12 protein-coding genes are annotated in these 14865 nt (G+C 68.1%); 10 read left to right on the top strand and 2 right to left on the bottom strand.

The annotated features are described in order from the left end of the window. Window positions 1–8: 8 nt before the first annotated feature. The 4 genes from EV649_RS08210 (at window position 9) to EV649_RS08195 (ending at window position 5244) form a co-directional block, all read left to right on the top strand. Window positions 9–1508 (top strand): ABC transporter substrate-binding protein, encoded by a 1500-nt coding sequence (locus EV649_RS08210; RefSeq protein ID WP_130382050.1) that lies wholly within the window; start codon window positions 9–11, stop codon window positions 1506–1508. Window positions 1509–1680: 172 nt separating this feature from the next. Continuing rightward, window positions 1681–3207, top strand: a complete 1527-nt coding sequence (locus EV649_RS08205) for a sugar ABC transporter ATP-binding protein (protein WP_241997868.1) — start codon at window positions 1681–1683, stop codon at window positions 3205–3207. Continuing rightward, window positions 3207–4223: an ABC transporter permease gene (locus EV649_RS08200; RefSeq protein WP_241997867.1), complete on the top strand. Its 1017-nt coding sequence runs from the start codon at window positions 3207–3209 to the stop codon at window positions 4221–4223. The genes EV649_RS08205 and EV649_RS08200 overlap by 1 nt, the downstream gene beginning before the upstream one ends. Window positions 4224–4236: 13 nt before the next feature. Further along, entirely contained in the window at window positions 4237–5244 is a 1008-nt protein-coding gene (locus tag EV649_RS08195) for a substrate-binding domain-containing protein (protein ID WP_130382046.1), read from the top strand. 189 nt (window positions 5245–5433) lie between these two features. On the opposite strand, the gene EV649_RS08190 is transcribed toward EV649_RS08195, so the two are convergent. Further along, window positions 5434–6426 carry a LacI family DNA-binding transcriptional regulator gene (locus EV649_RS08190; protein WP_130382044.1) on the bottom strand — a complete coding sequence of 331 codons (993 nt, stop codon included), beginning with the start codon at window positions 6424–6426 and terminating at the stop codon, window positions 5434–5436. Window positions 6427–6544: 118 nt separating this feature from the next. Between EV649_RS08190 and EV649_RS08185 the strand changes: the two genes are divergently transcribed. The 3 genes from EV649_RS08185 to EV649_RS08175 are packed head-to-tail and all read left to right on the top strand — an operon-like array spanning window position 6545 to window position 8950. Next, complete coding sequence (locus tag EV649_RS08185) at window positions 6545–7975, top strand: NAD-dependent malic enzyme (RefSeq protein ID WP_130382042.1); 1431 nt, start codon at window positions 6545–6547, stop codon at window positions 7973–7975. A gap of 20 nt (window positions 7976–7995) precedes the next feature. Continuing rightward, window positions 7996–8385, top strand: a complete 390-nt coding sequence (locus EV649_RS08180; RefSeq protein ID WP_241997859.1) for a VanZ family protein — start codon at window positions 7996–7998, stop codon at window positions 8383–8385. A 7-nt stretch (window positions 8386–8392) separates the two neighbouring features. Further along, on the top strand, window positions 8393–8950 hold the full coding sequence (locus EV649_RS08175) for a YqgE/AlgH family protein (RefSeq protein ID WP_130382040.1): 558 nt from the start codon (window positions 8393–8395) through the stop codon (window positions 8948–8950). Between the two features lie 7 nt (window positions 8951–8957). On the opposite strand, the gene EV649_RS08170 is transcribed toward EV649_RS08175, so the two are convergent. Further along, window positions 8958–9224, bottom strand: a complete 267-nt coding sequence (locus EV649_RS08170; protein ID WP_130382038.1) for a DUF3039 domain-containing protein — start codon at window positions 9222–9224, stop codon at window positions 8958–8960. A 99-nt stretch (window positions 9225–9323) separates the two neighbouring features. On the opposite strand from EV649_RS08170, the gene EV649_RS08165 reads away from it, so the two are divergent. The 3 genes from EV649_RS08165 (at window position 9324) to EV649_RS08155 (ending at window position 14861) form a co-directional block, all read left to right on the top strand. Beyond that, window positions 9324–9470: a hypothetical protein gene (locus tag EV649_RS08165; RefSeq protein WP_241997858.1), complete on the top strand. Its 147-nt coding sequence runs from the start codon at window positions 9324–9326 to the stop codon at window positions 9468–9470. Between the two features lie 58 nt (window positions 9471–9528). Further along, window positions 9529–11319, top strand: a complete 1791-nt coding sequence (locus EV649_RS08160) for a DEAD/DEAH box helicase (RefSeq protein WP_130382036.1) — start codon at window positions 9529–9531, stop codon at window positions 11317–11319. Window positions 11320–11528: 209 nt separating this feature from the next. Then, window positions 11529–14861: a CARDB domain-containing protein gene (locus EV649_RS08155; RefSeq protein ID WP_130382034.1), complete on the top strand. Its 3333-nt coding sequence runs from the start codon at window positions 11529–11531 to the stop codon at window positions 14859–14861. Window positions 14862–14865 lie beyond the last annotated feature (4 nt).

Here is a 14865-nt window from a genome sequence, read left to right as displayed (position 1 = left end):
GAACCCCTGTGCTGAGGAAGCGATTCGTGGCGGCGCTGGTCGCCGTCACCCTAGGTGTGGCCGGGTGCTCGCCGGCCAGTGAACCGAGCAGCGGCGAACAGGTCCTGCGGTACGCGCCGGCGATGTTCCCGGTGTCGCTGGACACCCACAAGTACGCCGGTGAGGAGGCCGTGCAGACCGCGATCCAGCAGATCATGGAACCGCTGGTCCGCGTCGACGGCGGCAAGATCGTGCCGGTCCTGGCCACCGCGTGGGAGAACCCGGACCCGAACACGTGGGTGTTCAAGCTGCGCTCCGGCGTGAAGTTCTCCGACGGTACGCCGTTCACCGCCAAGGACGTGGTGGCGTCGTACGAACGGCACAAGAAGCTGGACGGCCCACTCGTACCGCTCTACTCGACGGTGACGTCGTTCGCGGCCACCGACGACCAGACCGTGACGGTGAAGACCAGCAAGCCGCTCGGTACGTTGCTGAGCTCGCTGACGCTGCTGTTCATCGGGCCGGCCGACAAGATCAACACCGAAGGGTTCTTCAACAAGCCGATCGGGACCGGGCCGTTCACGGTCTCCTCGTTCAAGCCCGACGAGAAGCTCGAGCTGGCCGCGAACCCGACGTACTGGGACGGCGCTCCGAAGCTCAACAAGCTGGAGTTCGTGAACATCCCGGAGGTCGCCGGGCGGATCACGGGGCTGGAGAACGGCGAGGTCGACGTACTGACGCAGATCCCACCGGATCAGGTCGGCTCGGTCAAGGGCAGCGACCAGATCAAGTACGAGACGACGCCGAGCTGGACGTACTACTTCGACTGGTTCAACTCCAACCGGAAGCCGTTCAACGACAAGCGGGTCCGGCAGGCGATGTGGCACGCGCTCAACCTCGAAGGCACCGTGAAGGACCTCTTCGGCGATCTCGCGTCCGTCGCGCAGGCGCCGCTGGCCCAGGGTGTGATCGGTGCGCCGAAGCTCTCGCCGTACACCTATGACCCGGCGAAGGCGAAGCAGTTGCTGACCGAAGCCGGTTACCCGAACGGGTTCACCACGTCGATGCAGTGGCCGCTCGAAGGCGGGCCGAACATCCGGGCGCTGGCGCAGGCGATGATCTCGGACTGGGCGAAGATCGGCGTCACGGTCAAGCCGCTGGAGAAGGAACGCGCGCAGTGGCTGGAGGACTTCGGCAAGCTCAACTGGGACATGAACCTGCAGACCAACGTGACCGGCACTGGTGACGCCGACTACACACTGGCCCGCCTGTACGTGTGCACCGCCAAGCGCAACGGGTACTGCAACCCCGCGCTCGACAAGCTCCTCCTCGACGCCCGCTCGTCGGTCGACCAGGCCGCACGCCCCAAGCTCTACCAGCAGGCCGGCCAGACGATCTGGGACGACGCCGTCGGAATCTTCCCCGCCGAGCTCGCCTCCAACTCCGCCGTCCGCTCCCGCGTCCAGGGCTTCGTGATGCCCCCGAGCGGCCGCCCGCTCTTCGCGAAGGTGACTGTCTCCGGAAGCTGACACCTTTCCATCCAGATCGAACAGCTGCCCCTCCCACCCGTTCGGCACCGAAGCTGGGTCACGGATCTTGCCGTTGACCCGGTGAGGGGTTGACGGGTCGGAGGGGTGCGGTCTAGCGTCCGGGAAATCGATTACTCGCCCGATCGGAGATGTGATGGCCGACCTTGTCAGGATGGCTGCGATCGGGAAGCGGTACGGCGGGGTGCAGGCGTGTCACGAGGTGGACTTCGTGCTCGGCGCCGGGGAGGTGCATGCCCTGCTCGGCGAGAACGGGGCCGGCAAGAGCACGCTGATGAAGATCCTCTCCGGCGACATCACGGAGTACGCGGGCAGCATCGCGATCAACGGCACGCCGGTGCGGTTCAGCGGCCCGACCGACGCCCAGGCCGCGGGGATCGCGATGATCCACCAGGAACTCGACCTGGTCCCCGGCCTGTCGGTCGCGGACAACATCTTCCTCGGCCGCGAACTGCGTACGACGGTGCGCACGGTCGACCGCCGCCGGATGGAACGCGAGGCTCGCGAACTCCTCGACCGCAGCGGTGTCGGCCTCGACCCGCGCCGCCCGGTCGGTGAGCTCCGCGTCGGCGAGCAGCAACTCGTCACGATCGCGAAGGCGATCTCGCTCGACGCCCGGGTGCTGATCATGGACGAGCCGACCTCCGCGCTCACCAGCTCCGAGGTCGAGCGGCTCTTCGACGTGATCCGCGAGCTCCGGAACAGCGGCGTCGGCATCGTCTACATCTCGCACCGGATGGAGGAGATCGCCAAGGTTGCCGACCGTGCGACCGTCCTCCGCAACGGCAAGATCGTCACGAGCTTCGACCCGCGCAAACTCAGTACGGCGGAAGTCGTCGAGGCAATGGTCGGTCGTCCGGTGCAGACCATGTTCACGACCCCCGACTCCGATACCGGCGACGAGCTGCTGCGGGTCGAGAACCTGAAGCTGAAGGCCCGCCGCCCACGTCCCGGCCGCCGCGACCCGGACGGCATCTCGCTGACCGTCCGCTCCGGCGAGATCGTCGGTCTCGCCGGCCTGCTCGGCGCGGGCCGTACCGAACTCCTCGAGACCCTGTACGGCGTCGCACCCGGAGGCATCCGAACGGGCCGGATTCTCCTGCAGGGCAGGCCGATCCGGCCCCGCGGACCACGTCAGGTGCTGGCGCAGGGCATCGGATTCGTCCCGGAGGACCGGCGCGCGTCGGGGCTCGTGCTCTTCCACTCCATCCTCGCCAACACGGTCGTCTCGAGTCTCCCGTCGTACGGCCGGCTCGGGGTGATCGCGCGCCGGATGGAACGGACCGCGTCGGTGCGGATGGCCGATCGGCTGCGGCTGAAGTTCGGCCGCCTGCAAGACGAGGTCGGCACGCTGTCCGGCGGGAACCAGCAGAAGGTCGTGTTCGGCCGGATGCTGCTCACCGAGCCGAAGTTGCTGCTCCTCGACGAGCCCACGCGCGGTGTCGACGTCGGCGCGAAGGCCGAGATCTACCGGTTGCTCGGTGAACTCGCGGCGCAGGGCCTCGGCGTACTGCTGGCGTCGTCGGAGCTTCCCGAACTGGTGGGGGTCTGCGACCGCGTCGTCGTACTGCGGGACGGCCGCGACGTCGCCTCGTTCAGTACGGCGGACTCCGGCGAAGGAGACCTGCTCGCGGCGGCGATGGGACACGGGGAAATGTTCGACGAGGTCGGAGGGGTGTAGTGACCGACGTACAGGACAAGGTGGTGACGACGGACAAGATGTCCGTGGCCGCGACGCTGTTCCGGTTCCAGAGCGTGTTCGGGCTGATCGCGGTGTTCGTCGCGGCGATCATCTTCTCGCCGCGCAAGAACGGCGCGATCCTCTTCGTCAGCGCGGACAACCTGGCGAACGTGGTTCGTGCGGTGTCCGAGATCGGGATCATCGCGGTCGGGATGACGTTCGTGATCCTGATCGGCGGCATCGACCTCTCGGTCGGCGCCGTGCTCGGGCTCGCCGCGGTCGGATCCGCGGTCCTCATGGTCGAGAACGACTGGGGTTTCCTGCCGTCGGTCGTTCTCGTGCTGGCGATCGGCCTGGTCTTCGGTGCCCTGCAGGGCGTCGCGACCGCGATGATCGGGATCCAGTCGTTCATCGTCACGCTCGCGGGCCTGCAGATAGCGCGTGGCCTGGCCCGGATCTGGTCCGGCGGCCAGGGCGTCGCGATCGCGTACGGCGATGGTCCGAAGGAGGCGCCGACCTCGTTCGCGCTGCTCGGTGAACGCACCTTCGGCGGCCTGGTACCGATCCCGGTGATCATCTTCGCGGTGGTCGCGATCGCCGCGGTCGTGTTCCTCCGGGTCAGCGCGTTCTCCCGGCACCTGTACGCCGTCGGCGGCAACGAGAAGGCTGCGCGGTTGTCCGGCGTACCCGTGGTCCGGGTCAAGATCGCGGTGTTCGCGATCTGCGGACTGCTCGCCTCGCTGGCCGGCATCGTGCACGCCGTCCAGCTCAACCAGGGCAGCCCGAACGACGGCATCGGCTACGAGCTGGACGCGATCGCCGCGGTGGTGATCGGCGGTACCAGCCTGGCGGGCGGCCGTGGTTCGGTCGCCGGGACGGTGGCGGGTGCGCTGCTGCTTGGCGTGCTGAACAACATCCTTGCCCTGAACAACATCGACTCCAACATCCAGCTCCTGATCAAGGGACTGGTGATCGTTGCCGCCGCCGCGCTGCAGCGACTCCGCCCCACCTCGTAAGGAAGGCTCCGTCATGCGTTCTGTACGAATCTCCCTGGCCGCCGCGGCTGTTGCCGCACTCGTTCTGGCCGGTTGCGGGACCACCAACGAACGGGCGTCGGGTGGTGCGTCGCCCGGGGCGTCCAAGTCCTGCAAGGGCACCGACGGCAAGTACACGATCGGGATGAGCCAGGCGAACGTCGCCGAGCCGTACCGGCAGCGGATGGACGACGACATCAAGGCCGCCGCCAAGGACGTGCCGCAGTTCGACGTGAAGTTCGCGGACGCGGCGCAGGACAACGCCAAGCAGGTCGCGGACGTGGAGAACTACATCACCCAGCAGATCGACCTGCTGATCATCAGCCCGAACGAGGCGAAGCCGCTCACCTCTGTGGTGAAGAAGGCCTACGACAAGGGCATCCCGGTGATCGTGCTGGACCGGAAGGTCGAGGGCGACGCGTACACCGGGTTCATCGGCGGCGACAACGTGCAGATCGGTCGCGAGGCCGGGAAGTACATCGCCGAGAAGCTGCTGCCGCAGGGCGGGAACGTGGTCGAGCTCAAGGGACTGGCCGGCGCGACGCCGCAGGCCGAGCGGCACGAGGGGTTCGTCGAGGGGATCAAGGGCAACCCGAAGGTCAAGGTGATCGCGGCCGCGAGCGGTGACTGGCTGCGGGAGAAGGGGCAGTCGCAGATGGACGCGCTGCTGAAGGCGAACCCGAAGATCGACGTCGTGTACTCGCACAACGACCCGATGGCCGAGGGCGCGTACCTGGCCGCGAAGGCGGTCGGCCGCGAGAAGGAGATGAAGTTCACCGGCATCGACGCGTTGCCGATCCCGTCCGGCGGTATCAAGGCCGTCGAGCAGGGCCGCCTGTCCGCCACCTTCACGTACCCGACCAACGGCAAGGAAGCGATCGCCGCCGCGAAGAAGATCCTGGTCGACTGCGGCACCATCGAAAAGACCCAGACCCTCCCCACGCGCCTCATCGACGCCTCCAACGCAGCCAAGATCTACGCCGAGGAAAACCCGACGGGCTGACCCACCCTCGACAACCTCCCCAAACCAGTTTGGGGAGGTTTGCCAACCCAAATCGGGCGGTTGGCCGCCCCAAACTGGTTTGGGGAGGTTTGCCAACCCAAATCGGGCGGTTCGCGGCCCCAAACTGGTTTGGGGAGGTTTACCCGCCCAGATCGGGCGGTTGGCCGCCCCGAACTGGTTTGGGGAGGGTTAGTGGCGGCGGGAGCTGGCTCGTTTGGTGAGGCGGGCGCCGAGGGTGGTTGCGGTTGGTGGGCGGGTGGCGTCGGCGATGCGGGCGAGGAGGAGGCGGGCGGCGACGGCGCCGATCTCGTACGCCGGTTGTGCGACCACGGACAGTGGTGGGTCGACGAGCGCGGCCCACGGCGCATCGTCGAACGTGACGAGGCCGACGTCCCGCCCGGCGCGCACACCCTGCTCCTGCAGGGCTTGCAGCACACCGACCGCCATCACGCTGTTCGCGATCAGGAGAGCGTCCGGCGACTCGGGCTGCGCGAGCAGGTCGAGCGCGGCCCGGTGCGCACCAGCGGCCTTGTACTCGGTCCGCCTGACGAGCTTCGGCGTACGGCGACGCGCAGCCTTGAGCGCGTCGCGGTACCCGGCGAGGCGATCGTCGGCCGTGCGGACGCCGGCCGGTCCGGTGATGCAGCCCACCCGTTCGTAGCCTTGGGCAATCAAATGGGCGGTCGCCTCGCGGGCGGCGAGCCGGGTGTCGACCAGGACGACGTCGCTGTCCTGCCCGGGCAGCGGACGGTCCACCGCGACGTACGCCGTACCACGCGACGCCAGTTTCGCGACCGTGGACGTCGGGCCGCTCGGGGACAGGATGACGCCCGCGACCCGTTCCTGGATGGCGATGTCGAGGTAGCGGTTCTCCTTCTCCACGCTCTCGTCGGAGTTGCAGAGCACGACGGAGTACCCGACCTCGTGCGCGACGTCCTCGACCCCGCGCGCGATCGCGGTGAAGAACGGGTTCTCCACATCCGAGATGATCAGCGCCACCACCGCGGCCTCCTGGCGGCGCAGGTTCCGCGCCGGGCCGTTCGGCTGGTACCCGAGGTCGTCCGCCGCCTGCCGCACCCGGGCGGCGAGGTCCGGGTCGACCGTCGGCTTCCCGTTCAGCGCCCGCGACACGGTCGCCGTCGACACCCCGGCGCGCGCGGCCACGTCGCTGACAGTCGGCACTCTGGCTCCCTTCCTGACGGAACAGTAACCGGTCGAGTAATGGATTACCCAGAGGTCTGTCATGCACTTTACTTACGGAACCTCCAGGCATTACCAGTGACATGAGAGGATCACCCGCGTGACTGCCTTGCCGAGTGTTTCGTACTCCATCACCGTTCGCCTCGAGGTGCCCGCGGGTGGCTCGACGGTGAGCAAGCTGACGACCGCGGTCGAGCAGGCCGGCGGTCTGGTCACCGCGCTCGACGTGACCGCGTCCGGCCACGAGCGGCTGCGGATCGACGTGACCTGCGCCGCGGCCGACACCGAGCACGCCGGCCGCCTGGTCGAGGCGATGCGCGCCGTACCGGGCGTCGAGATCGGCCGGGTGTCGGACCGGACCTTCCTGATGCACCTCGGCGGCAAGATCTCGATGGAGGCCAAGCACCCGATCCGCAACCGTGACGACCTGTCGATGATCTACACGCCGGGTGTCGCGCGGGTCTGCCTGGCGATCGCGGCCAACCCGGAGGATGCGCGCCGGCTGACAATCAAGCGCAACAGCGTCGCGGTCGTCACCGACGGTTCCGCCGTACTGGGCCTCGGCAACATCGGCCCGAAGGCCGCGCTGCCGGTGATGGAGGGCAAGGCCGCGCTGTTCAAGCGGTTCGCCGGGATCGACGCCTGGCCGCTGTGCCTGGACACCCAGGACCCGGACGAGATCGTCAAGATCGTGAAGGCGATCGCGCCGGGCTTCGCCGGGATCAACCTGGAGGACATCTCCGCGCCGCGCTGCTTCGAGATCGAGGCCCGGCTGCGCGAGGAGCTCGACATCCCGGTCTTCCACGACGACCAGCACGGTACGGCGGTCGTCGTACTGGCGGCGCTCTTCAACGCGCTGCGAGTGGTCGGCAAGGACATCAGCGAGATTCGCGTGGTGCTGTCCGGCGCGGGTGCGGCCGGTACCGCGATCCTGAAGCTGCTGCTCAAGGCCGGCGTGAAGGACACGATCGTCGCCGACATCGCGGGCGTCATCCACACCGAACGCGACGGGCTGTCGCCGGAGCTGCGCTGGATCGCGGAGAACACCAACGCGGCGAAGTACAGCGGTGACCTGAAGGGTGCGCTGAGCGGGGCGGACGTGTTCATCGGCGTCTCCGCGCCGAACATCCTGAACGGCGCCGACATCGCCACCATGAACAAGGACGCGATCGTCTTCGCGCTGGCCAACCCGGACCCGGAGGTCGACCCGGCCGCGGCGCACGAGCACGCGGCCGTGGTGGCGACCGGACGCAGCGACTTCCCGAACCAGATCAACAACGTGCTGGTTTTCCCGGGTGTCTTCCGCGGTCTGCTCGACGCGCAGTCGTCCAAGGTGTCGATCGACATGGAGCTGGCCGCGGCGAAGGCCCTGGCCGGTGTCGTCACCGACGACGAGCTGAACGCGGACTACATCGTTCCGAGCGTCTTCCACCCGGAGGTGCACACGCGGGTCGCGCACGCGGTCCGCGACGCGGCCGGCGGCAAGGCCCCCGCGCACGAGAGCTTCCCGGACGACTCCCCGTCGCTGTGACTGGCCCGGTGACTGACACGGTGACTGGAACGGTTTCGGCGGATACCGGCTCGCGGGTGCGCGTCTGGGTCTGGCGGATCGCGTTCGTCGCGGCGGTGGCGTTGCAGCTGTACGGCGTCTACGCGCCGCGCGAGGCGGGTCCGCACGTGGGGATTCCGCAGATCGACAAGGTCGCGCACTGCTTCCTGTTCGCGGCGGTTGCGTTCACCGGGACGAAGGTCGGGCTGCCGGTCCGCTGGTTGCTCGGGGCCCTGGTCGCGAACGCGGTGGTCAGCGAACTGGTGCAGCATTGGCTGCTGCCGCAGCGCGACGGGGATCCGTTCGACGCGCTCGCCGACCTGGCCGGGGTCGCGCTGGGTGCTTGGCTGGCCAGGTACGGGCCGAGCCGGGTGCCCCGTCGTACGCCATGATGGGGGTATGACGGTCTCGACCCTGACCGGTTCGCTGCTGGTGGCCACGCCGTTGCTGGACGAGCCGCCCTTCCGCCGGTCGGTGATCCTCCTGCTGGATCACGACGACGACGGCGCGCTCGGGGTGGTGGTGAACCGCGCCGCCGACCTGTCCGTGGGGCAGGTGCTGCCGAACTGGTCGTCCGCGGTCGACGAGCCCGGGGTGCTGTTCATGGGCGGCCCTGTCGGCACCGACAGCGCGCTCGCGGTCGCCGAGGTGGCCGAGTCCACGGACCCGCCCGGCTGGCGCGAGTGCTTCGGGCGGATCGGTCTGGTCGACCTCGACGTACCGCCGGCACTGCTGGAAGGCGCGATCACCCGGATGCGGATCTTCGCCGGGTACGCCGGCTGGTCCAGTGGCCAGCTCGAGGGCGAGATCGCCGAGGGCGCGTGGTACGTCGTCGAGTCCGTGCCGGAGGACGTGTTCGGCCACGACCCGGACACGCTGTGGCGCCGGGTCCTGCGCCGCCAGACCGACCAGATGGCGTACCTGGCGACATACCCGGACGACCCGACCCAGAACTAGAGCGCAGCTACTCGTCGCCGCCCTCGTCACCTGGGTTCAGCGAGTCCCAGATCTCCTTGCACTCCGGGCAGACCGGGAACCGCTGCGGGTCGCGGCTCGGGACCCACACCTTGCCGCACAGCGCGACCACCGGTGTGCCCATCACCATCGCCTCGGTCAGCTTGTCCTTCGGCACGTAGTGCGAGAACCGCTCGTGATCGCCCGGCTCTGCCGGTGACGTGTTGGTCCGCTCGTCGACAACCGTCTCCGCACCGGGGGTCAGCTGAGTACTCATACCCCCGAGTGTAGGACGTGTCACCAGCCAAGCCGGAACTTTTCCACAGCCCGAGGATTCCCGGGGCAACCCGGGGCCGCCGGGTGTCAGGCGTACTGGGTGGTGGATCCCGACACGCCGAGTTTGATTGCCTGGGAGTTGCGGGACGGGGCATATGTGCAGGTCGCGAAGGTCACCGGCGAGGAATCGGCGCGGTTGACGAGTCCGTACGACGTGACGGTGGTGCCGGCCGATCTGATCTCGTAACAGATCTCGGGTAACCTTCCTGCCCGGCACACTGTCGACTTCGGGGGAGTAGCTGTCTGTGGATTCGCACGTGCCGGCCAACCCTGCTGTCCTGCCACCGGCCTATCCGGACCGGGCCGCGTGGGGTACCGCGAGCAAGCTGCGAGCCTGGCAGGCCGAGGCGCTCCAGCTCTATCTCGACAACAACCCGCGGGACTTCCTGGCGGTGGCGACACCGGGCGCCGGTAAGACGACGTTCGCGCTGACCGTGGCCGCCGAATTGCTGCACCGGCGGCAGATCGAGCGGATCACCGTGGTCACGCCGACAGAGCACCTCAAGGTCCAGTGGGCCGACGCCGCCGACAAGGCCGGGATCGCGATCGACCCCGCGTTCGCCGGTCGGCGCGGGAAGACGAACAAGGACTACCAGGGCGTCGCGGTGACGTACGCCGGGATCGCGGTGAACCCGCTCGCGTTCCGGGTCCGGACCGAGCGGTTCAAGACCCTGGTGATCCTGGACGAGGTGCACCACGGCGGTGACGCGCTCAGCTGGGGTGAGGGCGTCCGCGAGGCGTTCGAGCCCGCGGCCCGCCGCCTGTGCCTGACCGGTACGCCGTTCCGCAGCGACGACAACCCGATCCCGTTCGTGACGTACGAAGAGGGCCACGACGGCGTCGCCCGGAGCAAGGCGGACTACACGTACGGGTACGGGCACGCGCTGCGCGACCACGTCGTACGTCCGGTGATCTTCATGTCGTACTCGGGCGAGATGCGCTGGCGGACCAAGGCCGGTGACGAGGTCGCCGCCCGGCTGGGCGAGCCGCTCACCAAGGACCTGACCGCCCAGGCGCTGCGGACCGCGCTGGACCCGGCCGGCGAGTGGATGGGCGCGGTGCTGGCGGCCGCGGACAAGCGGCTGACCGAGGTACGGCGGCACATGCCGGACGCCGGTGCGCTGGTGATCTCGGGTGACCAGAACACGGCCCGCGCCTACGCGAAGACGCTGCGCGAGCTCACCGGCGAGTCGCCGACCGTCGTGCTGTCGGACGAGAAGGCGGCGAGCAAGAAGATCCAGAAATTCTCCGAGGACGAGTCCCGGTGGATGGTCGCCGTGCGGATGGTGTCGGAGGGCGTCGACGTACCGCGGCTGGCGGTGGGTGTCTACGCGACGCCGACGTCGACGCCGTTGTTCTTCGCGCAGGCGGTCGGGCGGTTCGTGCGGGCCCGGAAGCGGGGTGAGACGGCGTCGGTGTTCGTTCCGTCGGTGACCCGGCTGCTCGGGTTCGCGGCCGAGATGGAGGTCGAGCGCGACCACGTCCTGGGCCGCAAGAACAGCAACGAGGACGGCGACATCTTCGCGCTCGAGGACGACCTGCTGAAGCAGGCGAACCAGACCGAGGGCGCGAGCGACGAGCTCGAGGGGAACTTCGAGGCGCTCGGGTCGGACGCGAGCTTCGACCGGGTGGTGTTCGACGGCGGTGACTACGGCACCGGCGGCGACAACGCGTCCGACGAGGAGCTGGACTTCCTCGGGTTGCCGGGCCTGCTGGAGCCGGACCAGGTGCGGGAGCTGCTGCACAAACGCCAGCAGAAATCGCTGGCGGCACAGAAGAAGTCTCAGCGGTCCACCAGCGACCGTGAGGACCCCACGCCTACGGAGCTGGCCACCCACGAGCAGATCGGGCTCCTCCGCCGCGAGCTGAACGGTCTGGTCGCCGCCTGGCATCACCGCACCGGCCAGCCGCACGGCGTCATCCACAACGACCTCCGCCGCAAACTCGGCGGGCCGGCCGCCGCCCACGCCTCGTCCGTCCAGCTGAAGGAGCGGATCGAGCTGATCCGCGACTGGGCCACCCAACGCCGCGCCTGAACCTTCGCGCCTGAACCTTCGCGCCTGAGCTGCAGCGCCGAACGCCCCGTCCTGGACCTCCAGAGCGGGGGCGTTTCCGTCGGTGGCGAGGTGTTGACGTGCTGCGACCGGTGCTGCAAGCTTCGGATACCCGTGCTGCAAGAAATCACCAGACTCACGCAATTTCCGTAGCGCGGAGAACCTCCCACCGCCCCCGATGGAGGACCCCGATGCATCGGAAGACTCTTCTGCGGCTCTTGCTGGCCGCCCTGCTCGTCGCCGCCGGCCTGCTGTCCGTCCCGACCGCGATGGCCGCCGACCTCACCAAGACACTCACCGCCAGCAGCTCACTCGGCGAGTACCCGAGTGGCAACGCCGCCGACGGCAACGCGAACACCTACTGGGAGAGCGGAAACAACGCCTTCCCGCAGTGGCTTCAGGCAGACCTGGGCGCCACCAAGGACGTCAACCAGGTGACGCTCAAACTCCCGTCCTCCTGGGGTGCGCGAATCCAGACCATCACGGTCCAGGGCAGCGCGAATGGCTCGGCGTTCACCACGATCGTCAGCAGTACGGCCTACAACTTCAGCGGCACCAACGTCGTCACGATCGCCTTCAGCAACACCTCGGTGCGCTACGTCCGGCTGACGTTCACCGCGAACACCGGCTGGCCGGCCGCGCAACTGTCGGAGTTCGAACTGGCCGGGCCTGGTGGCGGGCCGGTCGAACCTCCGACCGGCACCGATCTCGCCGCCGGCAAGCCGATCGAGGCGTCGAGCTCGGTCTTCGGTTTCGTCGCGTCCAACGCCAACGACGGCAACGCCGGCACCTACTGGGAGTCGAACGGTTTCCCGTCGACCCTGACCGTCAAGCTCGGCTCGAACGCCGACGTCAGCTCAGTCGTCGTCAAGCTCAATCCGGACTCGGCCTGGGGAGCACGCACCCAGAGCGTCGAAGTCCTCGGCCGTGAACAGTCCGCGACCACGTTCACCTCGGCGGTCGCCAGGACCGACTACCAGTTCGATCCGTCCGCCAATCAGAACACCGTGACCATCCCGGTCACCGGCCGGTACGCCGACGTTCGCCTGCAAGTCTTCAGCAACAGCGGCGCGCCGGGCGGCCAGGTCGCCGAGCTCCAGGTCTTCGGTATGGCGGCACCCAACCCCGATCTCGTGGTGACGAGCGTCGACTGGTCGCCCGCCAGCCCGTCCGAGTCGACGCCGATCACCCTGTCCGCGACCGTCAAGAACAACGGCTCCGCGCCCGGTCCGGCCAGCAGTCTGAACTTCCTTCTCGGCGGCTCGGTCGCCGGCACGGCGAGCGTCCAGGATCTTGCCGCCGGTGCCTCCACCACCGTCACCGCCAACGCCGGCACTCATGCTCAAGGCAACTACACCGTCGCCGCGGTCGCCGACCCCAGCAATGCGGTCGTCGAGCAGAGCGACACCAACAACACCCTCCAGGCAGCGACCCAGCTGACCATCGCCCAAGCCCCGGGACCCGACCTTCAGGTCACCGGTATCACCACCAACCCGGCCAACCCGGCGCCCGGCATGCAGGTCTCCTTCACGGTCGCGGTCAACAACCGCGGTGCGTCGGCCTCCACGGCCAGCACCACCAAGTTGGTCGCCGGCACCACCACGCTCAACGGCAGCACCGCGTCGATCGCCGCCGGAGCCACCGCCAACGTGGCGATCAGCGGCACCTGGACGGCGACCAACGGCGGCGCAACCGTCACCGCCACAGCAGATGCGGGCAATACCGTTGACGAGACCAACGAAACCAACAACACCTTCACCAAGTCGATCGTGGTCGGCCGCGGTGCCGCCGTACCGTACACGTCGTACGAGGCCGAGGCGGGCGACTACATCGGGACTCTGCTGACCGCCGACGCGACGCGGACCTTCGGGCACACGAACTTCGCCACCGAGTCGTCCGGCCGTTCGTCGGTCCGGCTGAACTCGAGCGGCCAGTACGTCGAGTTCACCTCGACCATGCCGACCAACTCGGTCGTGGTCCGCAACTCGATCCCGGACTCCGCCGACGGGCAGGGGCTCCAGGCAACGATCAGCCTGTACGTCAACGGAACCTTCAAGCAGAAGCTCACGCTGTCCTCCCGCAACAGCTGGCTCTACGGCAACACCGACCAGCCCGAGGGACTCACCAATACCCCAGGCGGCGACGCACGCCGCCTCTTCGACGAGTCACATGCCCTGCTCGGCACGTCGTACCCAGCGGGCACCAAGTTCCGCCTGCAAAGGGACTCCGGCGACACGGCGTCGTACTACATCATCGATCTGGTCGACCTCGAGCAGGTCGCGCCGGCGCTGTCCCAGCCGGCCGGGTGTACGTCGATCACGCAGTACGGCGCGGTGCCGAACGACGGGGTCGACGACGCGGACGCGATCCAGCGGGCCGTGACGGACGATCAGAACGGCGTCATCAGCTGTGTCTGGATCCCGGAAGGGCAGTGGCGGCAGGAGAAGAAGATCCTCACCGACGACCCGCTGAACCGCGGGCAGTACAACCAGGTCGGGATCAGCAACGCCACCATCCGCGGCGCCGGGATGTGGTACTCGCAGCTGTACTCGACGATCGAGCCGCAGAACGCGGGCGGCATCAACCACCCGCACGAAGGAAACTTCGGGTTCGACATCGACAAGAACGTGCAACTGTCCGACATCGCGATCTTCGGCTCCGGGAGGATCCGCGGCGGTGACGGGAACGCGGAGGGCGGGGTCGGGCTGAACGGCCGGTTCGGGACCGGTACGAAGATCAGCAACGTCTGGATCGAGCACTCGAACGTCGGGGTCTGGGTCGGCCGCGACTACGACAACATCCCCGAGCTGTGGGGTCCGGCCGACGGGCTCGAGTTCAGCGGGATGCGGATCCGGGACACGTACGCCGACGGCATCAACCTCTCCAACGGGACGCGGAACTCGAAGGTGTTCAACTCGTCCTTCCGCACCACCGGCGACGACGCGCTCGCGGTCTGGGCGAACAAGTACGTGAAGGACCAGGCGGTGGACGTCGGTCACGACAACACGTTCACCAACAACACGGTCCAGCTGCCCTGGCGGGCGAACGGGATCGCGATCTACGGCGGGTACGGCAACAAGATCGAGAACAACCTGGTCTACGACACGATGAACTACCCCGGCATCATGCTCGCCACCGACCACGACCCGCTGCCGTTCTCCGGTACGACGCTGATCGCGAACAACGCGCTCTACCGCTGCGGCGGGGTGTTCTGGAACGAGGACCAGGAGTTCGGCGCGATCACGCTGTTCCCGTCGAACCTCCCGATCCCCGGCGTCACCATCCGGGACACCGAGATCCACGACTCGACGTACGACGGCATCCAGTTCAAGACCGGCGGCGGCGAGATGCCGAACGTTGCCCTGACCAACGTTCGGATCGACAAGTCCAACAACGGTTCCGGCATCCTCGCGATGGGCGGCGCCCGCGGCAACGCCAACCTGTCGAACGTCACCATCACCAACTCCCGAGACGGCGACATCCTCAAAGAACCCGGCAGCACCTTCACCTTCACCGGCCAGTAGGCGG

Source organism: Kribbella sp. VKM Ac-2569, from assembly GCF_004216905.1.
In the GTDB taxonomy this organism is placed as follows: Bacteria; Actinomycetota; Actinomycetes; order Propionibacteriales; family Kribbellaceae; genus Kribbella.
Note: the sequence above shows the minus strand (reverse complement) of the source record. Positions and strands in the feature narration are given on the sequence as shown.

Coding starts and splice junctions, on each gene's coding strand:
- EV649_RS08205 (WP_241997868.1), top strand. CDS start 1,681: ATGGCTGCGATCGGGAAGCGGTACGGCGGGGTGCAGGCGTGTCACGAG.
- EV649_RS08195 (WP_130382046.1), top strand. CDS start 4,237: ATGCGTTCTGTACGAATCTCCCTGGCCGCCGCGGCTGTTGCCGCACTC.
- EV649_RS08175 (WP_130382040.1), top strand. CDS start 8,393: ATGACGGTCTCGACCCTGACCGGTTCGCTGCTGGTGGCCACGCCGTTG.
- EV649_RS08170 (WP_130382038.1), bottom strand. CDS start 9,224: ATGAGTACTCAGCTGACCCCCGGTGCGGAGACGGTTGTCGACGAGCGG.
- EV649_RS08155 (WP_130382034.1), top strand. CDS start 11,529: ATGCATCGGAAGACTCTTCTGCGGCTCTTGCTGGCCGCCCTGCTCGTC.